This is a genomic window from Collimonas sp. OK307 (assembly GCF_900113705.1).
GTDB lineage: Bacteria > Pseudomonadota > Gammaproteobacteria > Burkholderiales > Burkholderiaceae_D > Collimonas.
Genome location: NZ_FOQI01000017.1, coordinates 1 through 25,954 on the forward strand (window position 1 = coordinate 1; position 25,954 = coordinate 25,954).

At 56.5% G+C, this 25,954-nt stretch carries 25 protein-coding genes; 15 read left to right on the top strand and 10 right to left on the bottom strand.

Going from position 1 to position 25,954, the window contains the following annotated elements:
- Nucleotides 1–517: 517 nt before the first annotated feature.
- Nucleotides 518–742: a hypothetical protein gene (locus BM205_RS19360; RefSeq protein ID WP_092416504.1), complete on the bottom strand. Its 225-nt coding sequence runs from the start codon at nt 740–742 to the stop codon at nt 518–520.
- 33 nt (nt 743–775) lie between these two features.
- On the bottom strand, nt 776–1,252 hold the full coding sequence (locus tag BM205_RS19365; protein WP_175511329.1) for an Lrp/AsnC family transcriptional regulator: 477 nt from the start codon (nt 1,250–1,252) through the stop codon (nt 776–778).
- A gap of 134 nt (nt 1,253–1,386) precedes the next feature.
- On the opposite strand from BM205_RS19365, the gene kynB reads away from it, so the two are divergent.
- Genes kynB through kynA form a run of 3 tightly spaced genes read left to right on the top strand, consistent with a single transcriptional unit; the run spans nt 1,387 to nt 4,193 of the window.
- On the top strand, nt 1,387–2,019 hold the full coding sequence (gene kynB, locus BM205_RS19370; protein ID WP_092416506.1) for an arylformamidase: 633 nt from the start codon (nt 1,387–1,389) through the stop codon (nt 2,017–2,019).
- 38 nt (nt 2,020–2,057) lie between these two features.
- On the top strand, nt 2,058–3,320 hold the full coding sequence (kynU, locus tag BM205_RS19375; protein WP_092416507.1) for a kynureninase: 1,263 nt from the start codon (nt 2,058–2,060) through the stop codon (nt 3,318–3,320).
- Nucleotides 3,321–3,338: 18 nt separating this feature from the next.
- On the top strand, nt 3,339–4,193 hold the full coding sequence (kynA, locus tag BM205_RS19380; protein ID WP_092416508.1) for a tryptophan 2,3-dioxygenase: 855 nt from the start codon (nt 3,339–3,341) through the stop codon (nt 4,191–4,193).
- Between the two features lie 25 nt (nt 4,194–4,218).
- Here the strand turns inward: kynA and BM205_RS19385 are convergent, their stop codons facing one another.
- The 5 genes from BM205_RS19385 to BM205_RS19405 form a co-directional block, all read right to left on the bottom strand.
- Nucleotides 4,219–4,788 carry a hypothetical protein gene (locus tag BM205_RS19385; protein WP_092416509.1) on the bottom strand — a complete coding sequence of 190 codons (570 nt, stop codon included), beginning with the start codon at nt 4,786–4,788 and terminating at the stop codon, nt 4,219–4,221.
- A gap of 29 nt (nt 4,789–4,817) precedes the next feature.
- On the bottom strand, nt 4,818–5,072 hold the full coding sequence (locus tag BM205_RS19390) for a hypothetical protein (protein WP_371326514.1): 255 nt from the start codon (nt 5,070–5,072) through the stop codon (nt 4,818–4,820).
- On the bottom strand, nt 5,065–5,988 hold the full coding sequence (locus BM205_RS19395; RefSeq protein WP_254783966.1) for a DNA/RNA non-specific endonuclease: 924 nt from the start codon (nt 5,986–5,988) through the stop codon (nt 5,065–5,067). The genes BM205_RS19390 and BM205_RS19395 overlap by 8 nt, the downstream gene beginning before the upstream one ends.
- 84 nt (nt 5,989–6,072) lie before the next feature.
- Entirely contained in the window at nt 6,073–6,603 is a 531-nt protein-coding gene (locus BM205_RS19400) for a hypothetical protein (protein ID WP_092416511.1), read from the bottom strand.
- Between the two features lie 102 nt (nt 6,604–6,705).
- On the bottom strand, nt 6,706–7,692 hold the full coding sequence (locus BM205_RS19405) for a GlxA family transcriptional regulator (protein ID WP_092416512.1): 987 nt from the start codon (nt 7,690–7,692) through the stop codon (nt 6,706–6,708).
- A 98-nt stretch (nt 7,693–7,790) separates the two neighbouring features.
- Here BM205_RS19405 and BM205_RS19410 point away from each other — a divergent pair, with 98 nt between their 5' ends.
- The 3 genes from BM205_RS19410 to lepB all read left to right on the top strand — a co-directional run bounded on the left by BM205_RS19410 (nt 7,791) and on the right by lepB (nt 10,149).
- Entirely contained in the window at nt 7,791–8,402 is a 612-nt protein-coding gene (locus BM205_RS19410) for a cysteine hydrolase family protein (RefSeq protein WP_092416513.1), read from the top strand.
- An 80-nt stretch (nt 8,403–8,482) separates the two neighbouring features.
- Entirely contained in the window at nt 8,483–8,947 is a 465-nt protein-coding gene (locus BM205_RS19415) for a cupin domain-containing protein (protein WP_092416514.1), read from the top strand.
- Nucleotides 8,948–9,480: 533 nt separating this feature from the next.
- The gene (lepB, locus tag BM205_RS19420) at nt 9,481–10,149 is read left to right on the top strand and encodes a signal peptidase I (RefSeq protein ID WP_092416515.1); all 669 of its coding nucleotides are present in this window, start codon (nt 9,481–9,483) and stop codon (nt 10,147–10,149) included.
- Between the two features lie 11 nt (nt 10,150–10,160).
- On the opposite strand, the gene BM205_RS19425 is transcribed toward lepB, so the two are convergent.
- On the bottom strand, nt 10,161–11,102 hold the full coding sequence (locus BM205_RS19425; protein WP_092416516.1) for a LysR family transcriptional regulator: 942 nt from the start codon (nt 11,100–11,102) through the stop codon (nt 10,161–10,163).
- 135 nt (nt 11,103–11,237) lie between these two features.
- On the opposite strand from BM205_RS19425, the gene BM205_RS19430 reads away from it, so the two are divergent.
- The 9 genes from BM205_RS19430 to BM205_RS19470 all read left to right on the top strand — a co-directional run bounded on the left by BM205_RS19430 (nt 11,238) and on the right by BM205_RS19470 (nt 17,676).
- On the top strand, nt 11,238–12,536 hold the full coding sequence (locus BM205_RS19430; protein WP_092416517.1) for a CitMHS family transporter: 1,299 nt from the start codon (nt 11,238–11,240) through the stop codon (nt 12,534–12,536).
- Nucleotides 12,537–12,565: 29 nt separating this feature from the next.
- Complete coding sequence (locus BM205_RS19435) at nt 12,566–13,909, top strand: acyclic terpene utilization AtuA family protein (protein WP_092416518.1); 1,344 nt, start codon at nt 12,566–12,568, stop codon at nt 13,907–13,909.
- 8 nt (nt 13,910–13,917) lie between these two features.
- Nucleotides 13,918–14,262, top strand: a complete 345-nt coding sequence (locus tag BM205_RS19440) for an AtuA-related protein (protein ID WP_092416519.1) — start codon at nt 13,918–13,920, stop codon at nt 14,260–14,262.
- Between the two features lie 129 nt (nt 14,263–14,391).
- On the top strand, nt 14,392–15,273 hold the full coding sequence (locus tag BM205_RS19445; protein WP_092416520.1) for a DMT family transporter: 882 nt from the start codon (nt 14,392–14,394) through the stop codon (nt 15,271–15,273).
- Nucleotides 15,274–15,403: 130 nt separating this feature from the next.
- The gene (locus tag BM205_RS19450; RefSeq protein WP_092416521.1) at nt 15,404–15,625 is read left to right on the top strand and encodes a hypothetical protein; all 222 of its coding nucleotides are present in this window, start codon (nt 15,404–15,406) and stop codon (nt 15,623–15,625) included.
- A gap of 21 nt (nt 15,626–15,646) precedes the next feature.
- Nucleotides 15,647–16,189: a DUF2975 domain-containing protein gene (locus BM205_RS19455; RefSeq protein ID WP_092416522.1), complete on the top strand. Its 543-nt coding sequence runs from the start codon at nt 15,647–15,649 to the stop codon at nt 16,187–16,189.
- 7 nt (nt 16,190–16,196) lie between these two features.
- Complete coding sequence (locus BM205_RS19460) at nt 16,197–16,439, top strand: helix-turn-helix domain-containing protein (RefSeq protein WP_092416600.1); 243 nt, start codon at nt 16,197–16,199, stop codon at nt 16,437–16,439.
- A gap of 15 nt (nt 16,440–16,454) precedes the next feature.
- Nucleotides 16,455–17,057 (top strand): hypothetical protein, encoded by a 603-nt coding sequence (locus BM205_RS19465; protein WP_092416523.1) that lies wholly within the window; start codon nt 16,455–16,457, stop codon nt 17,055–17,057.
- Nucleotides 17,058–17,214: 157 nt separating this feature from the next.
- Nucleotides 17,215–17,676, top strand: coding sequence for a YccF domain-containing protein (locus BM205_RS19470; RefSeq protein ID WP_092416524.1), 462 nt, complete (start codon nt 17,215–17,217; stop codon nt 17,674–17,676).
- A gap of 10 nt (nt 17,677–17,686) precedes the next feature.
- Here the strand turns inward: BM205_RS19470 and pbpC are convergent, their stop codons facing one another.
- Nucleotides 17,687–19,948 carry a penicillin-binding protein 1C gene (pbpC, locus tag BM205_RS19475; RefSeq protein ID WP_092416525.1) on the bottom strand — a complete coding sequence of 754 codons (2,262 nt, stop codon included), beginning with the start codon at nt 19,946–19,948 and terminating at the stop codon, nt 17,687–17,689.
- Nucleotides 19,933–25,824, bottom strand: coding sequence for an alpha-2-macroglobulin family protein (locus BM205_RS19480; RefSeq protein WP_092416526.1), 5,892 nt, complete (start codon nt 25,822–25,824; stop codon nt 19,933–19,935). Before BM205_RS19480 ends, pbpC begins: the two co-directional genes overlap by 16 nt.
- Nucleotides 25,825–25,954 lie beyond the last annotated feature (130 nt).

The window sequence follows — 25,954 nt, forward strand, 5'->3', positions numbered from 1 at the left end:
ATCTGGGCGCTATTGGCGCACGATCGAAAGTATGAGCGCGCTTACGTCAGCACCAGAGCCGCATGAACAGATCGTTACGTAGCAGTTGATGAGTTTTACAACATGAGTACGTTGAAAGGTTGCGCAAGGTAATTGAGTGTGATGGCAAACAGGTCAGACCGGGACTCACGAAACCTGAACTTACTTTAGAGCCAAGAGCTCGTCAAAGAAATTAGGTGTGAGTCAGCGGATTCCATCAAGGCCAGCAGGGTTCAGTCTGCAACAGGGCCGGATATAAAACTGCATCCTTATCTGTTTGGCAGTACACAAAAAAACCTTGGCAAATAGGAGGCGTCCATATAAAAGTGAGTAGCTGCCGGGCTACCCCCGGCGCACGTACCTACGGAGCAGCAACCGTTTCAGGTAACGTGCATTTCCGTAAAACGTCAACGAACGTACTCCGTGGGCCGTTAATTGGGATCAGAGTTTTTTTACGACGATACGACTGTCGTAAAAAAACTCTGATCCCAATTAACTACTACGCCGGCAATTTTTGTACTGTCACACGGTCTATGAAAAATTCGCCGTCGACACACTTCCGATGCGGCACCCCCGCAACCCTGAATCCCGGACCACCCTCAGCCACCCAAATTTTGGCAACCGTATCAAAATCCTCCAGCTCCAGCCCAAGCAAGGGCGCCGACAGCACGAATTGCGCGCCCTCTTTTTGTCTTGCCAGAACTTCTTCAATCGTCTTAGCCATAATTTCAATCTGATATAGGGGAATTGTTCGCGATCAGGAATCGCGCAGCAATTCACGCGGCAACTCGTAAGTTTCCTTGATCGCCTGCAGCACGATATTCGAGCGGATATCCTGCACGCCCGGTATTTTATATAACTTTTCCAACACAAAAGCAGAATAGTGCTTCAGGTTACGCGCCTTCACCCGCAACAGATAGTTGGCATCGCCAGTGATGATATAAGAACCAACCACCTCCGGATAATTCTGCAACGCCTGCATGAAATTCTCATGCCAGCTCTCAACATCCCTCCGCATAGTCACCTGCACAAACACATCCAGCTCCAGTCCCAGCTTTTCCGGATTCAGCAAAGCGCTATAGCGACTGATAATGCCTTCCTCCTCCAAAATCCGCACGCGGCGCAAACACGAGGAAGGCGACAAAAACACCTGCTCCGCCAAATCCTGATTGCTGATCCGGCCATTCTGCTGCAATAGCGTCAATATGTTTAAATCGATAGTATCAAGCTGCATTGAAATTATCTTTCAATATTAAGTATATATTCTCCATATTATTCTAAATAATATAAAAATCACCTACTAATTTCGTATAAAAATTCCAGCAAGCTCACCTAAAATAATTCATCAAATCAGCATGGGAGAACGCCATCACTACCTCAAAGCCCATCTGGGACATCAGCCCCACCCTCTCCGCCCAGACTCCGGTGTGGCCGGGCGACACCGCCTATAGCGCCCAAACAACCTGGGAAATCAGCGACGGCTGCCCGGTGCATGTCAGCCGCATCACGCTCTCCACCCACACCGGAGCGCACTGCGACGCGCCCAGCCACTACGATCCGCAAGGCCTGCCTATCGACCAGGTAGCTCTGGACGCCTATATCGGTCCCTGCCGTGTAATCCATTGCATTGGCGCCGCACCAGTCACACCGCAAGATATCGAACATGCATTGGCAGACGTCCCGCCACGCGTCCTGTTACGCACCTATGCCAGCGCACCGCAAGAACGATGGGATCCGGCATTTGCCGCAGTAGCACCCGAAACCATCGCGCTGCTGGCGCAACACGGCGTACGCCTGGTAGGCATCGACACGCCTTCGCTCGATCCGCAAGAATCCAAAACCATGCGGGCGCACCACGCGGTAAGGCGGCACGGCATGGCAATACTGGAGGGCATCGTCCTCGATGCCATCAGCGCCGGCGACTATGAATTGATTGCACTGCCATTACGACTGGCCGACATGGATGCCAGTCCGGTACGCGCTATCTTGCGCCCTCTTTGACCTTCAGAAATACAACTACAACAACTACGACAGCAACCATGACAAACAACATCAAGACCCGGGCAGAATGCCAAGCCCTGGATGCCAACGACCCGCTGGCGCCGCTGCGAACCCTATTCGACTTGCCGCCAGATGTGATCTACCTGGATGGCAATTCGCTAGGCGCACGCCCGCATGCAGCGCTGCAGCGCGCACAACAAGTGATCCAGCAAGAATGGGGCGACGGTCTTATCCGCAGCTGGAACAAAGCCGGCTGGTTCGATCTTCCCGGCCAGCTGGGCAACAAGCTGGCGGGCCTGATCGGCGCCGGCGAAAACGAAGTCGTGGTGACCGATTCCACCTCCATCAATCTGTTCAAGGTACTGGCCGGTGCATTGCAAATGCAGGTCGCCAAACCCGATGCGGCAACCCGTAAAGTAATCGTCACCGAACGCGACAATTTCCCGACCGACATCTACATGGCGCAAGGCCTGACCGAATGGCTGGATCGCGGCTACCGCATCCACCTGATCGACACGCCGCAAGAACTCGCCACCGCCGTCAATGCAGAAACCGCGATCCTGATGCTGACCCATGTCAACTACCGCAGCGGCCATCTGCATGACATGCAGGCAGTCACCAAAGCTGCGCAAGCACAAGGTGCGCTGGTAGTCTGGGACCTGGCACATTCCGCCGGCGCGGTGCCGATAGATTTGCATGCGGCCAATGCCGACTTCGCAGTGGGTTGCACTTACAAGTACATGAACGGCGGCCCCGGCGCACCGGCCTTTGCGTGGATCGCGCCACGCCATCATGCGCAGTTCCGGCAGCCCCTGAGCGGATGGTGGGGCCATCGCGCGCCGTTCACCATGCAGCCGGCATTCGCGCCCGGTGAAGGCATACGCCGCGCACTGTGCGGCACCCAGCCGATCGTATCGCTGGCGATGGTGGAGTGCGGCCTGGACATCTTTGCACAAACCGACATGCAAGCCCTGCGCCGCAAATCGCTGGCGCTAACCGATCTGTTCATCGCACTGGTCGAAAGCCGCTGCGCCGGTCTCGATCTGACGCTGGTGACGCCACGCCCGCACGCTGAGCGCGGCAGCCACGTCAGCTTCGCCCATCAACACGGCTACGCCATCATGCGCGAACTGATCGCGCGCGGCGTCATCGGCGATTACCGCGAGCCACAAGTGATGCGTTTCGGCTTCACTCCGCTATACACCCGGTTCACCGATGTCTGGGATGCGGTCGACACTTTGCACCAGATCCTGGCCGACAAAGATTACGAAATCAACGCGCAGCAAGAAGCGGTTACCTAATTATTCAGGAGTCACAAGATGGAATGCCCTTTCAACCCAAAAGAGTCGTGGCATGGCGCCCAGATGAAATTCGGCGAGGCCGCCGGCGAGACCATGAGCTATGGCGATTACCTGGCGCTGGACCAGGTCTTGACGGCGCAGCGGCCGCGCTCACCCAATCACAATGAAATGCTGTTCATCATCCAGCACCAGACCAGCGAGCTGTGGATGAAGCTGATGCTGCATGAGCTGCATGCGGTACGCGCGCAGCTGCGCAGCAACGATTTGTCGCCGGCATTCAAGATGATGGCCCGAGTGGCGCGCATCATGGACCAGCTGGTGCATGCCTGGGATGTGCTGGCGACCATGACGCCGCCGGAGTACACCGCAATCCGCCCTTATCTCGGCCAGTCGTCCGGTTTCCAGTCGTTTCAATATCGGGAAATCGAATTCCTGTTGGGGAACAAGAATGCCGCGCTGCTGCAGGTGCACCAGCATTCGCCGGAATCGTATGCGCGACTGCAGGACGCGCTGCAACAACCGTCGATTTACGATGAAGCGGTAATGCTGATGGCCCGTGCCGGCTTGCCGGTCGACCAGTCCCGCCTGAACCGGGACTGGCAGCAAGCCACCGTGGCCGACCATTCAGTGGAAACGGCCTGGCTGGCAGTTTATAAAGCGCCGGACACCCATTGGGAGCTATACGAGCTGGCCGAGAAACTGGTCGATCTCGAAACGTCGTTCCGCTACTGGCGCTTCCGCCATCTGACCACGGTGGAGCGCATCATCGGTTTCAAAAAAGGCACCGGCGGCACCGAAGGCGCCAGCTATCTGAAGATGATGCTGGACGTGGTGCTGTTTCCGGAGTTGTTTTCACTACGGACTTCTCTCTGAGTCAAGCCGCATTCAAACAGCTTTTTCAAGCAGTCTGATTGCGCTTCGCGACCCGTGTTCGTACATCTTGCACATCGGCCGGGTCGCAACGCAGTTCCAGCAACTGATTGACAGCGATCTCGTCGGCCAGTGAAGTTGCCGTCACCTTGGCGCCGAAAAAATCGGCGTCCAGGCTGAGTGCATTGCAGATGCGTTTGCGGCCCGGCTCATCGGCTGGCAACTGCAACACCACCGTCAGGTAATTTGTTCCCAGGCCATCAACTGCGCTCTGTTTGGATATCGTCGCCGGCACCGCCTGAGACGGCGTCGGTACAATTTCCACAGGAACGCTTGCATGCTGTTCCTCTGCAATTTCATCCGCAGACACCAGCACAGTGCTATGCGGACCGGGCCATTTCTTGACACCGCCGATCACGGCCGGCGTACCGCCGCTGACTTCATATTCGGTTTCGGAAATCTTCTCGTAGTGAAAAGGCTCCCAAGCCGGATCGCCGTGCTTGCGCATCGCCACCGTCTCCAGTACCTGGCTGGCGGGGGCGCCGTTGCCTAGCATGCCGACATCGCTTAGTCCCGTATCGGCTGTTGTGTCATCCATCTTGCTTACCTCATTGATTTTCCGCTTGCTTAAAACGGATTGCTAACCTTCGCCACCGGCGCAACAGCCAGCACCTCAGGCAATGTTCTCGATTCAAGTTCTGCCACCACCTGGTTGATCAGCACCTGCAGTGCCTTTGCCTGCTCCAGTCCACGCTGGTCCAGCGTCAGGTCGACGTCGCCAAACAAGCTGACCCGGTCCAGCCGATTTTCAACGTTCAGCTTGCCGATAGAGAGAGTTGCGCTTTCATCGGCGAACGGAATAAATTTAGCCATATTAACCATGCGACCATCCTTTATGTATCAAGTTTGTGACGAAATTGAGTAGCATTTTCAACGCATCATTGAATAACCTGGTCCTCAGATCCGCCTCTATTTTTTTAACCTGGGCAGTCGGCTCCTCGGTTCTTTCAGCAAGGTTCCTGCCACCGTGTTGCCCGCTCCCCGCTTTCGGCAACGACATCGCCACGTCCTTGATGCGCTTCGGCACACCTGGCAGCAGATCGATGTGCAAGGTATTTTCCAGCTGCGTTACCGACAAAGCCTGATAGCTGGAAGTATCCTCGTTCTTGATGAAATAAGCAGCGGCCTGCTGTCTCTTGGGACTATAGACCACTTTATAGATATAAGTCGGCACCAGCACATTGCCGATCTTTTGCAGATCCTGGCCAAGGAAGGCGGGCCCGGTAATCACATACAGCTCGCCGTCTTTCTCTGCCAGGCGCCGTACTGCGCTTTCGATCGCAGCCCAGACATGGCGATTGTTTTGCGGATTCTGCGGGATCATGTTGGCAAGACTAAAACTTTCATACTGCGAAGTACGGTTTGCCATGTCGCCGTTCGGACTCATGTGGCCGCGGTCGAAACCGGAGCGTGCATAGTCTTTCAATTCGGCACGGCCATTGATCAGCAAGGCTGGTTCCGGATGAAAGGAATTTTCGCGCGACAGCGTGCGGGCGGCGTCGATATTATTGCGCGTCAAATGCTCGGCCGACCATAACGGGGTGCGCGTGATACCTGAATGCATGACTGCAAAAGCCTGGTAGCACAACTCCTGCGTCTGGCGCGCCAGCTTGTCGTTGAGGATTTCAGGGGCGCGGCCGGCGGCGTAATGCGAGGGACAATCTGTGGCGAAAACCGGCGAACTGAGAAATAAAAGAAATAACAGGGACAGCAGGACGTGACGGAACTTGTGCGGCATTGTTCACCAAAACTGTATAAATACCCAGTATAAGGTTTATCCTAAATCACTCCAAGCACTATCCCTGAATTTTTGTCGAAGTGTTTAATGCGGCGTGCGAAATTCGTTGGCAATCCATGCGCTTGCGCTGCTCTCGCTGAGCTTGAAAGTTGCCGCAACCCGCACTTGCGCTGTCTGTTCGCCGTCTGCATCGTGCGCAGTCAGCAACGCATAGGGAAAATCATCGTCGGGAATAATATCGAGCGTGACATTGAACGTTGCATCAGAGTCGACATCACTCACCACAATGCTCTTGTGCAGCATCGCATGCAACTGCTGCTCGTGCCTGCGCACAAATTCCGATGCAGTCTTGACCAGCGTGATGAAAGCCGAGGGATCCAGCGGCTTCGGATTTTTCTTGTCGCGCCCCATGGTCCACGGTCCGATCAGCGCCGGCTCCGGTTCGCCATCCTTGATCATGGCTACCGCCCAGCCGTCATCGTCGTCGTTCTTGATGATGCGCGCGGTCCAGCCATCATCACGCCACAAGCGCGGTTCCTGGGTTTTCTGGTCGTTGCCGGCGCCGGTATCGTCGTCAACGTATTCATCGGGGGCTGGTGCGGAATGATCTGTCATTACTGAATGCTTCACTGCTAATAGGGGTACAAAAGGGAAACCGTGAAAAAACCGGTGAGTGCGAATTGTATAGCAGAAAGGAATAGCGCCAGGCGCAGCAGTTCACGAGCGCTGGAATTGCTTACGATAGGCCGCGGGAGAAACCGAAAATGCTGCAGCGAAATGCTGTCGCAGCGACACGGTGGAACCGAAGCCCACCGTTTCGGCAATGCGGTCGATCGCCTGGTCGCTGGTCTCCAGCAAGCACTGGGCCGCAGCCAGCCGATGATTGAGCAGCCACTGCGATACGGTGGCGCCGGTCTTCATCTTGAAGCGCCTGGTGAAATTGCGCCGGCTCATGGCCGCCCTGTCTGCCAGCACATCCAGGCTCAAGGGCTGTTCAAGGTTGGCGATGGCCCAATCCAGGGTGACGGTGAGTTGGTCGCTACCGCTGGCTTTAGGCAAAGGCTGTTCAATATATTGCGCCTGGCCGCCATGCCGATGCGGCGCTACTACCATGCGACGGGCAATCCGGTTCGCCACTTCAGCGCCATGATCGCAGCGTAGCAGATGCAGGCAACAGTCGATCGCGGCGGCGGTGCCGGCCGAGGTCAGGATATCGCCGTCATCTGCATACAATACTTTTCGATCTAGTTTTATGCGTGGGTATTTCCTGGCAAAGTCATCGGCCCACACCCAATGGGTAGAGGCGGTACGGCCATCCAGCAAACCAGCCTCGGCCAGCACAAAAGCGCCCAGACACAAGCCGACAATCCTGGCGCCACGCGCGTGCGCCGTGCGCAACGCCTTCAGCAAAGCCTCCGGCGGCCGTTCATCGGGATCTCGCCAGGCCGGCACAATCACGGTGTCGGCCTGGGCTAGCACGGATAAATCATGCTGCACGTCAATATTGAATCCCGACATGGTGGGAATCAAGCCCGTCTTCTCCCCGCATATCAGTAAACGGTAACGCGGCACGCCCAGCCTGGCCAGATCGTCGCTAAACACCATGCAGGGCACGGATAGATGGAACGGGCTGATGCCGTCGAAGGCGATCACCGCGACGGTATGCGCGCTCTCGGGATTGATGGCGGTGGCGGTAGCAAACATGGCCCGATCCTATCACATGTTGTCTATCGGGACGCTTTCGTCATCTGCGCCAAAGTCCGATACTTTGCCCTGTCAAATGATTAACAAGGAGTTCCAAAATGAACCACCCAACAATTCGTACCATCGCCGGCGCCACCGCCCCAAACAAGATAGACGCCAACAGCACGGCATTACTGGTAATCGATTTTCAGAACGAATACTTCAGCGGCAAGATGCCCATCCCCGACGGCATGCGCGCGCTCGATAACGCCAGGCAACTGGCCGCATTCGCCGACCAGGTAAAGCTGCCGGTGTTCCATATTCAGCACGTCACGCCGGCCGGCACGCCGATTTTCGCCCAAGACGGCGATACCGTTAAATTCCACAGCGCGCTGCAACCGGCAGCGCATCACACGGTATTGCAAAAATCTTCCGTCAGTGTCTTCCCTACCACCGACATCGACGCCCGCTTGAAAGCAGCCAACATCAAGACACTCATCATTACCGGCTTGATGACCCATGCCTGCGTAGCCGGCGCCGCACGAGACGCCGTGCCACGCGGCTACGAAGTCATCGTTGCGGACGACGCCTGCGCCACCCGCGACCTTGACATGGCCGACGGCAGCATCGTGCCGCACACCCTACTGCATCACGCATCCCTGGCCACCATCGCCGACACCTTCGGCGATGTGATGACGACGGCGCAGATCCTGCAATTGCCGTTGGCCTAAACATTCTGTCTGGAAAATCAACCTGACGCTCACTCAAGTATCTCACCGCGTTTTTCACTATTACTATTGAAAGGTATCAAATGAAATTCAATTTAAAGACTTTGCTGTTCGTCACTGCAGCCCTGTGTTCCACCCAGCTGTTTGCGAAAAACACCGCTCCGGCAAATGCAACGCCAGCGACACAATTGATTTCCCTGCCTGCGGCAAACCTGAAGTGGACTGAAATCCCTGAAACCGGCGGCATCAAATTCGCCAACGTACGTGGTAACCTGGCCGGCAAAGGGCCGTACGAAGCTTTTGTGATCTTCCCTGCCGGTAAAGACAACCCTTTCCACACCCACTCGCAAAACCTGCCTACCGTAGTGTTGAAAGGAACGTTCTATGCAGTCATCGACGGAAAACGCACTGAATATCCGGCCGGCTCTTTCTATGACCTGCCAGCAAAGCTGCCTCACTACAGCGGTTGCACCAAAGATGAAGACTGTTTGCTGTTCCAATATCAGGCAGATCATTTCGACCTGGTTCCACTGGATCAAAAGAAATAAAATCGGAGTTTGAATAATCGGCACAGGTAAGCTGTGATGATGATGGAGTTGCTCGCTTCACTCTCTATCATCGTCAGCTATGGCGATTTTTCCAAGCACTCTCCTCTCGTTTTACGACAGGAGATTTTTTTGCTTGACGTGTTTTCAAGCAATTCCAAATGAAATACGGGCGTACAGGTAATCACTCTTCCTGCATGTCCCTTAACTACTAGCTACTTGCTACTTGCTACTTACAACAACCGTCATCACGCTACAGCATGCATTTTCTCCAAAGGCAGCAAGGTATTCACGGAAATAACCTCAGACGATACAGCACTCACACCATCGATTCCCACGCTTTCTGCAGCTGCGTGCAAATCAATATTCTGCCATTGCATTGCATTGAATAGGCTTGAAGGCCGTCAAGCCCCGGTTCAGCTACGAATTCAGGGCCGGTCTCGGCTTGCGTAGAATACGTGGAGAATTAAGTGGCATACTATGTAAATACATGGGTCGGATGCCGTCGACGGCAATCACTGAAAGGCGGAATTAAAATGAAAAACTGGATTCGTCTCAACAAGGGATTCCTGCTATTCCTGTTTCTTTTCGGAATTTTCCGCACCGCAGTCGCCGACTGGAACCCTATCCCCTCCGGCTCCATGCGCCCCAACCTGCTAGAAGGCGACGTCGTATTCGTCAACCGCCTCGCATTCAATCTCAAGGTCCCCCTCACCAATATCGTCATCAGCCACCTCGGTGAACCGAAACGCGGCGACATCGTCACCTTTTTCTCCCCCCTCGACAACACCCGCCTCATCAAACGCGTAATTGCGCTACCCGGCGACACCGTCGAAATGCGCGATGAAAAAATGATCATCAACGGCCACGAAGCCAGCTACGCCATGCTCGGCACCGCCCCCGAACCGCTGGAACAAGGCGGCGCCCTGGTCGCCCTGCGCCTTAACGAAAAGATGGGAGCCGAACAACATCGTATCCAGCTGCTGCCACAAGTCAACGCCAACCGCAATTTCGGCCCGATCACGGTACCGCAGGATCACTATCTGATGCTAGGCGATAACCGCGACAACAGCGGCGATTACCGCCGCTTCGGCTTCGTACCGCGCGAGCTGCTGATCGGTCGCGCCGAGCGCGTGCTGGTATCGGCCGACATCAAAGGCAACTGGATGCCAAGGACCGAACGCTTCGGCATGGAATTGCATTAGGATCTGTCGACTTAACCCTTGATGCGCTTCGGCGCCGTGCGGCTGCCGATGCTATGCAGCCGCTTTTCAATCAACTCCGACATGCCCTGAGCAGCAATGGAAAGAGAACGCTCTTTCTTTTTCACGATCAGGATCGGCCGCACAATTTCATCCGCATCGACCGGCGCGTCGACCGGGATGCTCACCAGGTTCATATGGCGGAACTGGAACAAGGTCAGTTCCGGCACAATGCTGACACCCAAACCGGACTCAATCAAACCCGCTACGGTAGCCAGATGCTCCACCTCCAAACCTGAATTCATCACCGGGATGCCGCGCAGCAGTAACTCGACGTGCTGACGCACGCTGGTGCTGCGCGCCAGGTGAATCAGTTCGCAACCGCTCAGGTCAGACAGACGGATACGGCGCTTGCCAGCCAGCGCGTGATCCTGCCGGCACACCAGGTAAAAAGGATCGCTGCACAAGGTTTTGGTATCGAACTCGGTCAAACCCGAACCCGGTGCGGTCAGGGCGATATCGACCTTACCTTGACGCAGCATGGCGAGACACTGATCCGACAAGGCGTCGAACAGTTGCACGGTAATTCCTGGATAAGCCCGCTTGTATTCGGCAATCACCGCTGGCAGGCCGTTCGCCGCCAGCGACGGCAAGGCCGCGATCGCCACCCTGCCTTTGCGGCGTGCGACGTAGTCGCTCATATCGGCAAAGGCAGCCTCGATATCGCTCACTAGCGAGCGCGCCACTTCGGCAAACAATTCTCCCTCTGCGGTCAGCGTAACGTTACGCGTATCGCGCTCGAACAGTTTGGCGCCTACCGCCACTTCCAGTTTTTGAATCATGACGCTGAAAGCGGATTGCGACATGAAGCAACGTTCTGCCGCGTGAGTGAAGTGCTTGCACTCCCGCAGTGCCAGGAAAGCATGCAGCGAACGGGTAGAGATGTTGAGCTTCATCGATTAATCTCTTTTTACGATCAATCTATCGGAAAAAACCATTTTACAGCACAAAGCTCAACTACCAGAATGCAGTTAAAACAAGATTAAAAACAAGTATTCCAAAAAATATCCAAAGGATAGGAGACAGACAATATGCTGGCATTACTCGGCTTCATCACCATCGCCACCCTGCTCGCGGCGATCTTGACCAAAAAAATGTCGCCATTAGTGGCCCTGATCGCGATTCCCATCATTGCCGCCATGGTAGGTGGATTTGGACTTGAAACATCCAAATTCATCGTGTCAGGCATCACCAGCATTGCTCCGGTGGCCGGCATGTTTGTATTTGCGATCCTGTTTTTCGGGATTGTCACCGATGCCGGCATGCTGGACCCGATCATCTCCGGCATCCTGCGCATCGTCGGCAGCCGCCCTACCCGTATCGTTCCGGGTACCGCGTTGCTGGCCTTGCTAATCCACCTGGACGGTTCCGGCGCGGTTACCTTCCTGGTGACAATTCCCGCCATGCTGCCGCTATACCAACGCCTCGGCATAGACAAACGCATCCTGGCCTGCGTTGCATCGCTCGCGGCAGGTGTGAATTTCCTGCCCTGGACCGGCCCCATGATCCGTGCCTCTGCCGCCTTGCATATTCCGGTCAGCGAAATTTTCACACCATTGATCCCGGTGCAGATCGTCGGCCTGGTGTTCGTTTTCTCGGTGGCTTACTACCTCGGCTTGAAAGAAGAGCGGCGCCTCGGCCTGACCAAGGGCGCCCCAACGGGATTCGTCCATACCCATGAATTGACCGAAGCTGAAAAGAGTGTCCGTCGTCCGAAAAACTTCTGGATCAATATCGTTCTGACCGTGTTCGTACTAGGCGTGATGATCAGCGGAAAAGTCGATCCGGTGGTGATGTTCATGATCGGCGTAGTGCTGGCCCTGATGATCAATTACCGCAACGCCGACATGCAGCGCAGCCGCATCGATGCTCATGCCAAGGCGGCCTTGCTGATGGCTAGCATCTTGTTCGCTGCCGGCGTATTCACCGGCATCATGACCAAATCCGGGATGCTGAGCGCGATGGCCAAGATGGCGGTCGGGCTGGTTCCGCCATCCATGGCTTCGCATATTCCGGTGGCGCTCGGTCTGCTGTCGATGCCACTCTCCATGCTGTTCGATCCCGACTCTTTCTACTTCGGCGTGCTGCCGGTGATTGCGGAAGTCGGTCACATGCTGGGGGTACAACCGTTGCATGTAGCGCAAGCCGCGCTGCTGGGCCAGATGACTACCGGCTTCCCTGTCAGCCCGCTGACGCCGGCAACCTTCCTGGTCGCAGGCCTGGCCGGCATTGATTTGGCCGATCACCAGAAATACACATTCAAATACCTGTTCGCGGCATCCGTCATCATGACGATTACCTGTGTCGTGATCGGCGTCTTTCCCCTGTAAGACGAAGACGAGCATCTGAGGAAATTATCATGAAACATATCAGAATCGGCGCCGGCGCCGGCTACTCCGGCGATCGCATCGAACCCGCCATTGAACTGGCGGAAAAAGGTGAGATCGACTATCTGGTCTTTGAATGCCTGGCCGAGCGCACCATCGCGATCGCCCAGCAAACCAGAATGAAAGATCCCTCTATGGGCTTCGATCCGTTGCTGGCAGAACGGATGCACGCTGTGCTTGGCATCTGCAGCGAGAAAAAGATAAAGATCATCACCAATATGGGCGCGGCCAACCCGTTGGCTGCAGCCGCCGTAGTCAGGCAGATTGCACTATCGATGAATCTTCAGCTGAAAGTGGCGGCGATCTGCGGCGACGATGTGCTGGACACCCTGAAATCAGGCGCCTACATCAGCGACCAGGATATACCGGTCAGCAGCCTGGGTGACAAGCTGCTTTCGGCCAACGCCTACATCGGTGCCGCGCCGTTGGTCGAGGCGCTGGCGCAAGGCGCCGATGTCATCATCACCGGCCGTGTCGCCGATCCGGCCTTGTTCCTGGCGCCGTTGATTCACGAATTCAGCTGGGCCATGGATGACTGGCACAAGCTTGGACAAGGCACGCTGGTCGGTCATTTGCTTGAGTGCGCCGGCCAGATCAGCGGCGGTTATTTTGCCGATCCCGGTTATAAGGATGTGCAAGGATTGGCGCGACTGGGATTCCCCATCGGTGAGGTAGCGGAAGACGGGGCAGTCGTTATCACCAAAGTGGCGGGCTCCGGCGGCCAGGTGACAACCGCCACCTGCAAAGAGCAGTTGCTGTATGAAATACACGATCCCGCCAGCTATCTGACACCAGATGTGGTGGCCGATTTCTCTGCTGTGACGATGAGCGAAACCGGCCCCGACCGGGTACTGGTGCAAGGCGCTACCGGCCGCGCCAGGCCAGACACCTTGAAAATATCGATAGGCTATATCGACAGCTACATCGGCGAAGGACAAATTTCCTATGCGGGGCCGGGAGCGCTGGCACGCGGCAAACTGGCACAAGCCATCGTCGCAGAAAGATTGAAACTCAGCGCAGTGGCATTCAATGAATGCCGTTACGATCTGCTGGGCGTCGACGCCATCCACGGCGCCGCATTGTCGGCTCCCGCTGAGTCGGCTCAGCCGTCCGAGCCATACGAAGTTCGAGTGCGGGTAAGCGCCCGCTGCGACAGTATGCGTGACGCGATCCGCATCGGCAACGAAGTTGAAACACTGTACACCTGCGGCCCCGCAGCCGGTGGCGGCGTCACCAAAACGGCCAAAGAAGTGGTGGCCGTGCAATCCTGCATGCTACCGCGCCAACACGTAACAACTTCAGTTCATTTCGAGTGAGAGTTAAAATGAAACTACGCGACCTTGCCCATTCCCGCGCCGGCGACAAAGGCGACATCTCGAATATCTCGGTGATTGCCTACCAGGAAAAAGATTATGCGCTGCTGGAAAAAAACCTGACCCCTGAACTAGTCAAGGCGCATTTCGCCGGCGTCGTGTACGGTGACGTGGTGCGCTATGCGCTGCCGAATCTGAGTGCCTTGAATTTCGTCATGCAGCGCGCCCTGGGCGGAGGCGTCACGCGGTCCCTGGCTCTTGACGCCCATGGAAAATGCTTGAGTTCAGCGATATTGAATTTGGAAATCCCTGACGAAATAAATATCCAGTCAAGCCAATTTCAGCATTCGCCATAGCCTGACTATCGTTGTCATTGCCGTCACTTTACCGAATTCGAACGCAAGAACCAGAGTGTCCAGAGCTCGGATATGGCCTATGTTTCAATTGTGCGGCATCCGCTGCTCGCCAACTGACGGACACTCGCCATGAATTTTATCGAACTGCTCCTGCTCGCCGCAATCTGGGGCGCATCCTTTCTATTCCTGCGCATTGCTGCGCCCGAGTTCGGCCCGTTCGCGCTGATCGCCCTGCGAGTCGGCATTGCCGCGCTGGTACTGTTACCGGTGCTACGCACCGCCACCGCTCGCAGCGAGTTCCGCAGCAGGGCATGGCCTCTATTTGTGGTCGGCATCACCAATTCTGCCATTCCGTTCGGTCTGTTTGCTTATTCGACGCTATACGTCAATGCAGGCCTCGACTCGATTTTGAATGCAACGACGCCGATCTGGACAGCATTGATCGCTGCGGCATGGTTCCAGTCAGCGCTGGGCCGCCAGCAAATATGCGGTCTATTATTGGGTCTTGCCGGCGTTGTGGTGCTGGTTTGGGATAGCTTGGGCGCAGGTGTCTCCGGCGTACCGCTGGCGATCGCCGCCGCGCTCCTGGCTGCTGGATTTTACGGATTTGCAGTCAATTATTCGAAACGCCATCTGGTCGGCGTCAAACCGCTGGTGGTCGCCTTTGGCAGCCAGTTCTTCGCTTCTATCGTACTGCTGCCACCGGCGCTGCTGTACTGGCCGCAACAAGCTATCGCACCGTCCATCTGGGCTTGCGTTGCGGCACTTGGCGTTATCTGCACCGGCTTTGCCTACATTCTCTATTTTCGATTGATCGAACGAGTTGGCGCCGCTTATGCCGCATCGGTAACTTTCCTGATTCCGGTTTTCGGGCTGGTCTGGGGTGCTGTTTTCCTGAATGAAAAAGTCACGCCGGCGATGTTGGCCGGATGTGCCATCACCCTGCTCGGGACTGCGCTCGCCAGTGGGAAACTCAACGACTTTTGGCTGGGGAAACGAAAATCGACGTAATTCAAGGCCCATCGAGATCGCTTCAAATAATAATAATAATTAGCGATAAATGACCAAAAAATAGACATTTATTATTGTTTTACGATAATTTTATATTAGAATGCGACCATCCCATAGAAAAGGAGGCGTCGTGCAGCAAAACATCATCACCATGGTCCGTCGCTTCCTGGCCGCGCTTTGTTCCTGGCTTGCGATTGCCATGCTGGGGCTCTATCTCTTCAGCAAAATCCTGCCTCACCTTGGCATCAGCGCGTCGCTCGACATGGCTTTCCATAGCACCTTGGCCGATCAGGCAGTGGCGCGTCTTGGCAATACCTTTCGCATTTCCATTCATCTCAATGATAAACAATAGGGACATCCCGGAGGACGCCTCATGAAACAAGATCATATTGCGCGAACCAGCCAGCGCATGGCCAGCATCACCATGCTGCTGTTAGCGGGCATATTGGCCTTCAATATCGGCAGCTGGCTGTTCCCTGACGCACTATGCGGAATCTCGAGCTTCGACAATGCCGGGACTAAACTCGGCATCGATCCATCCAGCCTGCCGTTATGGCAATTGCTGGGCGCAATGGTGCTGACTAACATCCCATTGCTGGCGTTGGGATACGGTTTATTCCAGTTGCGCGCGCTGTTCCAGCGCTACGCTCAAGGCGAATATTTTTCGCCGGCAGCTGCCATCCATCTGGGCCATGTCGGTCGAGGCTTAGCGTGGTGGGTCTTGCTGAATTTTCTGTGCGGACCGTTATCGTCAGTGTGGCTGACAATAACGCGGCCGGTCGGCCATCGCCTGGTCAACATCGACTTTGACTACAATATGATAGTCGCCCTGTTCATGGCGGCGTGCATTACCGTGATTGCCCGCATCCTGCAGCGTGCCAGCGAGGTCGATGCAGAAAATCGGCAGTTTGTATGAGGGCGAAATGAGCATCGTCATTACACTGGATATCATGCTGGCAAAACGCAAGGCGAAATCGAAAGACCTGGCCGCGGCGATAGGCATTACCGAGCAGAATCTGTCATTGTTAAAACAAGGCAAGGTAAAAGGAGTACGCCTGGAAACCCTGGAGGCGATCTGCCGATACCTGGACTGTCAGCCGGGTGATCTGTTGAGCTATCAGCCGGATAACTCAGCCGCCGCAACAGAAGCGGATCCGTTACCCTGAACGGCGTTGATAAAAATGTCTGACAAGACTGGCTGGCCTGCTGCCGTACATCCGCGCGCAATGAGCATAGGCATACTGCTGTCCTTGCTATTGCATATCGGTTTGATGCAATTGTTTGGGCGCCATCAAGCGGCCGATATCACACCAGCCCGCAGCTCACGGCCAGAGATAACTCTATTGCTGTTGCCGCCGGCAGCGCTGGTAACACGAGTAGTTACGCAGTCCATCGAGCAGCGCTACTCGCGGCGCGGGAAATCCCCTGCTCGTGCAAATGCGATAGCGCAAACCTTGCCTCCAGCGTCGTTGAAAAACAGCTCGAACGACGCCATAATCACCTCCCAGCCAGCAGATCAGCAGCCTCACGTGGATCTTGAAGCTGCGTTGAAAATGGCCAGGAAAATAGCAATCGATCCGAACGAGAGGCGTAACGGGACAGCCGTCGCGCAATTGCAAACGCATCCGCTCGAAGCCCAGTCGGATAGTCGCCTGGCGCGAGACATTCAACGTAGCGCGCGCGCCGACTGCAAGGTTATCGGCCAGCCCTTTGGCTTATTCGCGCCGCTGGTGCTGGCCGCCGATGCGGTGCTATCAAAGAAAGATGCTGGATGCAAGTGGTAGTGGCCTGCCAACGCCCGCTGGTCCGATAACGCCCTGCGGCACAAGCACAGATTGTCTTGTGATCAGTTACTGACGATGTTACATTTTCTCCTTCGCAATTTCCAGCAACAAAGGGCCACGAGCCTGTTTGTCATGCTTTCATCAGGGAGAAAAAAATATGCGCGCCATCGGTAATTTTCTGTGGTTTGTTCTGGGCGGGGTGTTCATGGGCCTCGGCTGGTGGCTGGTTGGCGTAATGGCCTTCATCACGATAGTCGGCATCCCATGGGGCAAGGCCTGTTTTGTGATCGGACAATTTACTTTCTTCCCCTTTGGTAAAGAAGCGGTAAGCCGAAAGGAACTGACGAAGAAAGACGATATCGGCACCGGCGGCCTTGGCCTTGTCGGCAATATTCTCTGGTTCGTGTTCGCCGGAATCTGGCTGGCTATCGGCCATCTACTTTCGGCCATCGCATGCTTCATCACCATCATCGGCATTCCGTTCGGGATCCAGCACCTGAAGCTGGCAGGTATTGCACTGGCGCCGATCGGGAAAACCATTGTGACGAAAGAAGTTGCGGCGGCCACACGTAGACAAGGTGCGGAAGAACATGTCACCAGAATGCGAAACAACGGCTGATAAGCTGAATCTATCTTTTTCCGGTGCGAACGGACTTCTGCTGCACCAGATTCTCGACCGCACCGCGCACTTCGAAACGAACCTGGTCGACCACGGCCATTTTATGGTCTAGCAATTCCAGCACGTGCCTCCCGGGCCATGGCATCCAATCTAAAGCCAGTTGCGGATCTGCAGAAGCCGTCCGGTGATTGGCCTTCCCGCCCGCCTTCACCGCAGGCGGCGCCAGCAACTTGCCATCCAGCCGCCACCAGCCGCTGGAGAGACCGTCTGCAGAAAAACGTATGCGCTGCCGTTGCGGCGGAATATCCGGGTCGAGTGCGACCAGCATGCCAGGCGTCGGATAACGTATGGCGATGGCGATATCGTCGGATTTGGCGGTCGTGATCAGGCTCTGCTCGGTTCCGGCCAGAAAATATTCCTGGCGCGGCGCTTCGATCTTGTCGGCATAGCGAATTTCTTGTTGCACCACGCCAGCCGGCTTTTGTGGAATCTGCTGACGCAGCTGATCACGGCCATGCAGGTATTGCATCACTTCTTGCCAGATCGGCGCGGCGCCGGTGACGCCGGACACATCCCACATCGGCAAGCCGGATGCATTGCCGACCCAGACGCCAACCGTATACCGATCAGAATAACCAACCGCCCAATTGTCGCGCATGTCTTTCGAGGTGCCGGTTTTTACCGCCGTCCAGATCCGTGTCGAAAGCGCATTCTCAAGGCCGAAGGTGCGGCTGCGGGCGCTACGGTCAGACAAGATATCGCCGATGATGAAAGCGGCGCCGGGCTCCATCACTTTGCTCATTTTTACGGCAGGATCCGCCAATGTATTACGCACACCGCTATAGCGCCCCTGATTGGCCAGCGTGCGATAAGCGTTGCTCAGCGCCAGCAAGCTGACATCGGCGCTGCCCAGCGCCAGGCTGTAACCGTAATAATCGCCGGATTCGCGTAACTGAAAACCTAGTTTTTGCAGACGTTCGAAAAAAATCGTAGGAGTGACCGTCACCAGGGTCCGCACAGCTGGAATGTTCAAGGATGAAGCCAGGGCCGTGCGCGCGCTGACCAGGCCTTTGAATTGCTTGTCGTAGTTTTGCGGGATATACAAGCCGCTGGCGGTGGGCAGATTGATCGCCGCATCGTTCAATATCGAGGCGGCAGTCATCCATTTTTTTTCGATGGCCAGCTCGTACAAGAACGGCTTCAAGGTCGAACCTGCTTGTCGTAAAGCTACCACGCCATCGACATCGGCAGCGTTGGAAAACGAACCGCTGGAACCGACCCAGGCCAGCACGTCGCCGCTGGCATTGTCGAGCACGATGACGGCGCCGTCTTCAATATTGCGCTCGACCAGAGAGGCCAGCTGCCGCCGCAGCGCGTCATTGGCAAAACGCTGAACGCCGGCGTCCAGTGTTGAACGCACAGTTTGTCCTGGCGTGCGCAACAGTTTTCGCGCCAGATGCGGCGCCAATTGCGGCGCGCTGGTGGTGACGATGACTTCTGAATTCGAGCCAGTCCGGACCAGGGCTAGTAAAGTAAAATCTTCCAGCCCCTTGCATTCCTGCGCCGCATGCTGCTCCTGCAAGATACGGCAGGCGCGTTCGGCGACACGCGCCGGCTTCGCGTTCGGGCCACGAATCAACGCCACCGCTATCGCCGCTTCGCGCTGGCTCAAGCCACTCGGATGCTTGCCGAACAGTACCCGCGACAAGGCATGTATGCCGACCAGTTCTCCACGAAAACTGACCAGGTTCAGATAAGCTTCCAGGATCTGGTCCTTGCGCCAGTTGCGCTCCAGCTGTTGCGCCACCATAACCTGGGACATCTTCTGCTGGATTGAACGCGGCGCGTTGCGGCGTCTCAGATCGTCGTCCAGCAAACCCGCAAGCTGCATGGTGATGGTCGATGCGCCGCGGGTTCTTGTGTTCCATAAATTGCCCCAAGCGGCGGCGGCCACAGCGTTCCAGTCAACTCCGCTGTGTTGATAGAAGCGCCGGTCCTCCGATGCTACCAGCGCGTTGCGCAACGCTGGCGACACATCCTCCAGTGCTATCCATGACAGCCGGCGCTCATTCGGATTCAGACGAATCTGTTGCAGCAACTGGCCCTTGCGATCATACAAGCTGGCTTCGGATGAGCGGAATTCGTGCTGCACATCGGCGAAGCTTTGCAGGGCGTGCACCCGTCCGGCGCTTAAGGCCAGCACCAGCACAGCGCCCGAAGACCAGCGCGTGACGCTAGCCGAAATGCGGGTCGAACTCACTTCACCGTCCATTTCTGGTTAGGGCTTTCACCAAACATTTCCGGCGCATACATCGCCTCCACCCGAGTCGGCGGCAAACTGAATTCGCCCGGGTTGTTGATGCGGAAGGTATACGTCATGGTGAATTTCCCTTTCGGCACGTATTCGTAATAACTGCGGAATGCTTCAAAGCTGCGTTCTTCATACGCCACCCAGGCATTGCCGGCGGGCCGTTCGCTGCTGGTGGCGATGGCCGAATCACGTCCCAGGCTCGAACCCAGCAAGGTAGCGCCGGCCGGAATCGGATCGGTGACCACAACCCAGGTCATGTCGGATTGCGCATCGACTTCCAGGTCGATCCGTACCACGTCGCCACGGGTATATTTCCCCTTTTCCTTTTGTTCTACCGGAACGATTTTTTTACTGATCCGATAGCCGCTGGAGAATGGTTTCTTCAGTACTACCGCTGCCAGGCTTTGCACTGTCACCCAAGGCGCGCCGCTACCGGCGTGGCTTAATTTCAGTTCTGCGGGCGCAGCGGACGATGGCCACGGTAGTTGCAGCTTGCCGACCTCGGCCGCGGCGGTAGGCCAGCTGTAACTTTGGCTACCACCCACAGTTGCACCCTGCTCCAGGCTGGCTTTGGTAACACCGCTCACCTTTTCAGATTCAAATTTGCGCGCGAATTTTTGCAGTGCGAGCGAGCCCCACAGATTAGCCGTGGTGGTGGACCAGTGACCGCGCTGCTGCCGCTGGATAGCGCCATTGATCAGCTTCGGCATGTCTTCTTTCCAGGCCGGATTTTCCAGCATGGTCAGCACCAGCCGGTTGGCATTGGCATCGGCGCTGGCCATCAGCCACCACCAGTAATCGCTGCTCTCGGTCGAGAAGCCCATGCGCGTGCTTTGGTAATTCAAGCGCGCCCGGATGATCTGGTCGGCTTCGGCCTGGCGTTTGACGCGGTCCGGAATGCTGGATACCCGTTGCAGGATATTGATCCAGTCCAGTACCGCCGAAGTCGGCCACAGGTTGGGTGACAACTGAATCGAATCCAGCATCGCCGGCCGCACCCGGTCGTAACGCGACAACGCTTCCAGCGCGGCAAGCTTGCGCACATCCAGGTCTTTCTGCGGCGACCAGAAATCACGGGTGATCTTGCCTTCCACAAACGCCGCCAGGCCATCCAGCATCTTGTCGCGGCTTTGCTGCGGAATCGCAAAACCGGATTCCTGCGTCACCGCCAGCAAGTAGGCGGTCAGGGTATCGCTGCCGCGGCGCGCATTACCTTCGTTCGGCGGATAGTAATAAGCCAGGCCGTCGCTATCCAGATAAGTCGGCAAATCGTTCAATACCTTTTGCCACATCGCTTCGTCGCGCAAACCGATCGCCTTCGATGTCTTTTGCTCCAGGCAGGAGAACGGGTAACTGACGAAATAGCGGCGCAATCCATCGCTACCGGAAGCCAGCGACGGCGCCAGCGAAATCGCCAAGCCCCCACGACCCGGCAAACCATCGGCAGGTGGCGCTACCGCCATGCTGAACGGCTTATCGAGCTGGAACAAAGTAGCTTGCTGCACCGTCACCGGCACCGCCGGCACTACCCGCTGAGTGAACTTAATGCTGTCCTTGACCTTGAGGCCGCCTTGTTCCTGGGCGTTGATTTCCCATACCAGCTGGCCGACGTCCGGCGGCACCGTCACCGTCCAGGTCAATTCACGCGTCTCACCGGCAGGAATATTCTCGTCCTTGGCCGGCAATGGCGTGGCAGCCGGCAAACCGCCAGCCTGCGCCGTGGCATGGACTTGCATGGCACGGGTGGTGGTGTTGCGCACTGTTACCAGCGCACTGAAATTGTCGCCTTCGCGCACCAGCGGCGGCAAGCCGGAAATCAGTTGCAAATCTTGAGTCGAGCGGATGCTGACGGCGCCGGTGCCGAACAGACTGTCGCCGCTTTGCGCCACCGCGACTATCTTGAAACTGGTCAAGGCATCGTTCAAGGGTACGTCAACCTGCGCCCTGCCGTTGGCATCCAGCACAATGGCGGGCTTCCACAACAACAGGGTATCGAACAATTCACGGGTCGGCGATTTACCGCCGCCACCGCCAGCCGGAATAGCTTTGCGGCCGTAATGGCGCTTTCCGACGACCTGCATCTGCGCGGTCGAGGTCTCCACGCCATAGCTGCGCCGTTGCAGCATCGCTTCCAGCAGATTCCAGCTCTTGTTGGGCTCCAGCTCAAGCAAGGCTTCATCGACCGCCGCCAAGGCGATTTCAGCGCCGGCCGCCGGTTTGCCGTTAGGCAGATTGACCTGGATATTCACTTTGGCGGTGGTGCGGATCGCATAACTAGGCTGATCCGCCTTGACCGTCACTGCCAACTGGTTGGCAGCAGTACCGACCGTAATTTCAGCGATGCCGTATTTGTAGGCCGGCTTGGCCAGGTCGACGGTTGCGCTTGGCGCCTGGTATTCCTTGAATTCGCTCCACCAGTTCAAAGGTTCTTTCCAACCCCAGGTAAAGAAGGAGTACCACGGCACATCGCGCATGCGGCCACGCACCGCGAGCACCGAGACATACACGTTAGGGCCGTAGCTAGCCTTTACCGGCAGGCTGAAGGTTGGATCCTGGCCATTCAGTTGCACCACCTGGGTTTCGATCACGCCTTCGCGCTCCACCACGATCAGCGCGGTAGCATAGCGGAACGGCATGCGCACCTGGAACTTCGCGCTTTCGCCGGGCTGGTAAATCTTTTTTTCAGGCAGGATATCGATGCGGTCCTGGTTCTCGCCATCGAACCATAGTTCGCCCTGCTTGGTCACCCATACAGAGCTGGTGGCAAGCGCCGGATAGCCGTTGCCATCCTGGCCCTTGGCGGTCAATTCGATATTACCCGGCTCCAGCAATTCGACAGTACAGATCATCAAACCGCGGGCATCGGTTTTACCGGAACACAGCGGCCCAAGGTCGCTGCCGGTAGCGGTATTTTCGTAGGCGTAGAAGCCGCCGACCATACGCTTGCGGTGCGAGTTGGTTTGCTTGCTCGATCCGCTGATTTCAATCGGCACGCCGGCTTGCGGCTGGCCTGCCGGATTCAGCGCAACCGCAGTCAAAGTCAATTTCTTTTTGACCGAAACCCACTCCCCCGCTTTCAAGCCGACCACCACCGCCGAGGGCCATATCGGCGTGACGCTCGATACAGTCTGGATTTCGCCGTTCGGATCGGCATACGTCATTTCAGTCAGCAATTCCTTCGGCGCCGTGATCGTCGGCAAATCCTTCACCACCGTTTTTCCGGCCCCGTTTTTATCCAGCGTCACCGGCAATTTGTCGGCCACGATCTTCTGGTTGTCGGCGCTATTGTCATCGTCATTGCGCTTCACAAAAGAATAACCGTCGTAGCCGGCAAAACTGACATCCTTGCCGCGCAACAGGCTTGTAATGTGCACTGCCTGGCCGGAGGCACCGCCGCCGTTCAGATAATTCAGTTGCACGCCCAATGGCACTTCCTTGGGCGCGATCAATGTCTTCGGCGGCGTAATCCGTCCCTGCAGCAGCGGCAAACGGAATTCTTCGACGCGGAAACTGCCGGTGCTGTAGCTGCGCCGGCCCTGGTCGTAGCCGCCATCGTCGTTATTCGCGCTGTCAGTGTCCGCGTCATCAGCATCCGTGTTGTTAGCGCCGCTGACGCCACTCTTGACCTTGCCGCCGTCCAGTACTACCTCATAACTGCCGAGCTTGGCTTCTTTCGGAATCTGGAACACGGTTTCGGCATTTTTCCGGCCACGCCAGGTCAATGCAAACTGATATTCCTGGCCGCTGCCCTGGTGCGTGATGCGCGCCCGTGTCGGCAGTTTATCGTTTGGCAGCAAGCCGAAACCTTGCATGGTTTCGGTGCGGATCACATGTTTCATCGACACCGTTTCGCCGGCACGGAACAGTGTGCGATCGAATATCGTGTGGGCACGCACCGTGGCCGATTTATCGTAGTCCGTCGGCAAATTGAAACGCCAGGACTCGATACCGTCATTCCATGAGGTCAGCGCAAATGCCATATCGGCGCGGCCTTTCTCATCGTTCTTGCGGGCGCTGACGAAGAAGCCGTCAATTTGCCCCGGCTGGTTGCTGGCGCCATTGCGGCAGCCATCGACCGGGAACTCCGGCACCATGGCGACGCCTTGCTTATCGCTCTTACCGCGCCACAGCTCGGTGCCGCGGCAATCGGAGATCCGCACGTCGGCATCACTCACCGGTTTTGCGTTATCCAGTGTCGTGACCCACACCGCGCCATTTTGCCGACCGATCTTGACGTGCACCGATAAATTGGTCACCAGCGCGCTGGTCCGTACATACATTGGGGCTGCTTTACCCAGCAAGGCCGCACCCAGCTTTTGCGATTCCAGTTCGACCACATAGAAACCGGGATCCTTGAGAGGAATACCGATCACTTCAAACGGCCGCACGCCGTCTTTGCTATCCGGCGACGGCGGCAAGGTCAAGGTCTTCGCGCCAGCCTGCTTTGCCAGCAAACCGATGCTGCGCGTTTCAACCTGCTTCTTGTCGATGGTGATGCTGGTTTCATGATAACGCCTGAGTTTGGTCAGCCAGGCGATGATGCTCTGGTCGTCGCTGACTTTCAGATTACTGACCGTGCCGGGATTGACCTTGCCATCGGCGCTGCGCACCAGCATGCCGGTTTCAACGCTGCGCAAGGTGACCGGCAGCGTGGCGTCGGCATTCAGCTCAATGATGCCGAACGGAGCCGACGGAAACTTTGCCAGCGGTGGATAATCCGCCATCCGTATTTTCAACGGAAACGCAGCGGCATTCGACAGTGGCCGGCCGGTCTCATCCTGGAAACCGTTCGGCAGTTCGACGCTAAGCTCCGCCTTCTCGGCAAACGGCGGCTTGAATGTCAATTGCGAGACGGTGTCATCGTTATCGTTTTTTTCAAAAAACGGTTTCAGCTTGCCATTGTCGGCGTGCAGCGTCACGCCTTCAGCCAGCTTGCGCGGCACCGGCGTGGTGAACAGTATGCGCAGCGGCAGGATCGGTGCGCAAGCGGCGTTGGCGTTTTCGCGCTCGCAGCTGACGCTGGCGGTGAATACCGGCCGCACCGTGAACTTGAACACCTGCGGCTGGCTGCTGGCGATGCCTGATGGCGTGCTTACGCCCTTGTCCCATACCAGGCGAACCGCGGCATCGTTAGGCAAGCGTTGCTGGCATTGCACAGTGCTGACTCTTTCGGGATTGATCTTGTCGGCAAAATGGTCGAGCAGCTGCTTGCGTTCTGCAGCGGCGATGAATTTGACCGGAATCCGTTCATGCACACCTTCAGCTTCGCAATACACATGTTTCAATATGCTGTCGCTGGTGGCGGCGCCGTTTTGTATCAGGATGAAAACTTGCTCTTCATCGATTTTGTCCCCGTACGGCATGGCATTGATGACAGCAGGACCGCCGGTATTGAACTGGAATGTGCTCTTGCCGCTGACTGCCGCGCCGGATAGCAATTTGAATCCCGGCTTCAGGGCAAAGCTGCAACGCGTCCCCGGCGGTACATCGCGCACGAAATCATAGATCCAGTTACGCTCGTCGGCCCAGCGCCCGCTGCCTGCTTCAGAACAACTGATATCGAACGGCATGGGCGCCTTCGGATCGCCGAATTTGATAGCGGCTTCGGAGAAATTAACCCGCACCTGGCGCACTTGGGCGATCTCGCCTTGCGGCGCAAAACTGCTGATATTGGCCGCATCGGCTGCCGGCGCCATCTGAGCACCCAGCAATGCCATGACCAGCGCGAGGGTATTGCGTGCGCCGCCGGCGCCGAAGAATTTGCGGCCGAAAAAAAGCAGCTCCGAAAATCTCACGGCGCTGCAGTTGGTTTTTTTCCGCTCTGTCGCTGATTGCATGGCTACCCTCGGGCTAGGAAAATATGATTTATGTCCTTGCGAGAATACAGTATTTTTGTGTCTTTATGGCAATTCTACAGTTTGGATAATGCTTGCAATTATGACAAAATCGGATACTGGCGGTTGAAAT

Bases quoted from the DNA above. Each gene is read 5' to 3' on its own strand.
- BM205_RS19360 (WP_092416504.1), bottom strand. From the start codon at position 742: ATGGCTAAGACGATTGAAGAAGTTCTGGCAAGACAAAAAGAGGGCGCG.
- BM205_RS19455 (WP_092416522.1), top strand. From the start codon at position 15,647: ATGAAACAAGATCATATTGCGCGAACCAGCCAGCGCATGGCCAGCATC.
- kynU (WP_092416507.1), top strand. From the start codon at position 2,058: ATGACAAACAACATCAAGACCCGGGCAGAATGCCAAGCCCTGGATGCC.
- BM205_RS19435 (WP_092416518.1), top strand. From the start codon at position 12,566: ATGAAACATATCAGAATCGGCGCCGGCGCCGGCTACTCCGGCGATCGC.
- BM205_RS19405 (WP_092416512.1), bottom strand. From the start codon at position 7,692: ATGTTTGCTACCGCCACCGCCATCAATCCCGAGAGCGCGCATACCGTC.
- BM205_RS19460 (WP_092416600.1), top strand. From the start codon at position 16,197: ATGAGCATCGTCATTACACTGGATATCATGCTGGCAAAACGCAAGGCG.
- BM205_RS19415 (WP_092416514.1), top strand. From the start codon at position 8,483: ATGAAATTCAATTTAAAGACTTTGCTGTTCGTCACTGCAGCCCTGTGT.
- BM205_RS19400 (WP_092416511.1), bottom strand. From the start codon at position 6,603: ATGACAGATCATTCCGCACCAGCCCCCGATGAATACGTTGACGACGAT.
- BM205_RS19365 (WP_175511329.1), bottom strand. From the start codon at position 1,252: ATGCAGCTTGATACTATCGATTTAAACATATTGACGCTATTGCAGCAG.
- BM205_RS19430 (WP_092416517.1), top strand. From the start codon at position 11,238: ATGCTGGCATTACTCGGCTTCATCACCATCGCCACCCTGCTCGCGGCG.
- pbpC (WP_092416525.1), bottom strand. From the start codon at position 19,948: ATGGACGGTGAAGTGAGTTCGACCCGCATTTCGGCTAGCGTCACGCGC.
- lepB (WP_092416515.1), top strand. From the start codon at position 9,481: ATGAAAAACTGGATTCGTCTCAACAAGGGATTCCTGCTATTCCTGTTT.
- BM205_RS19395 (WP_254783966.1), bottom strand. From the start codon at position 5,988: ATGCCGCACAAGTTCCGTCACGTCCTGCTGTCCCTGTTATTTCTTTTA.
- kynA (WP_092416508.1), top strand. From the start codon at position 3,339: ATGGAATGCCCTTTCAACCCAAAAGAGTCGTGGCATGGCGCCCAGATG.
- BM205_RS19425 (WP_092416516.1), bottom strand. From the start codon at position 11,102: ATGAAGCTCAACATCTCTACCCGTTCGCTGCATGCTTTCCTGGCACTG.
- BM205_RS19410 (WP_092416513.1), top strand. From the start codon at position 7,791: ATGAACCACCCAACAATTCGTACCATCGCCGGCGCCACCGCCCCAAAC.
- BM205_RS19470 (WP_092416524.1), top strand. From the start codon at position 17,215: ATGCGCGCCATCGGTAATTTTCTGTGGTTTGTTCTGGGCGGGGTGTTC.
- BM205_RS19480 (WP_092416526.1), bottom strand. From the start codon at position 25,824: ATGCAATCAGCGACAGAGCGGAAAAAAACCAACTGCAGCGCCGTGAGA.
- BM205_RS19465 (WP_092416523.1), top strand. From the start codon at position 16,455: ATGTCTGACAAGACTGGCTGGCCTGCTGCCGTACATCCGCGCGCAATG.
- BM205_RS19445 (WP_092416520.1), top strand. From the start codon at position 14,392: ATGAATTTTATCGAACTGCTCCTGCTCGCCGCAATCTGGGGCGCATCC.
- BM205_RS19440 (WP_092416519.1), top strand. From the start codon at position 13,918: ATGAAACTACGCGACCTTGCCCATTCCCGCGCCGGCGACAAAGGCGAC.
- BM205_RS19390 (WP_371326514.1), bottom strand. From the start codon at position 5,072: ATGGTTAATATGGCTAAATTTATTCCGTTCGCCGATGAAAGCGCAACT.
- BM205_RS19385 (WP_092416509.1), bottom strand. From the start codon at position 4,788: ATGGATGACACAACAGCCGATACGGGACTAAGCGATGTCGGCATGCTA.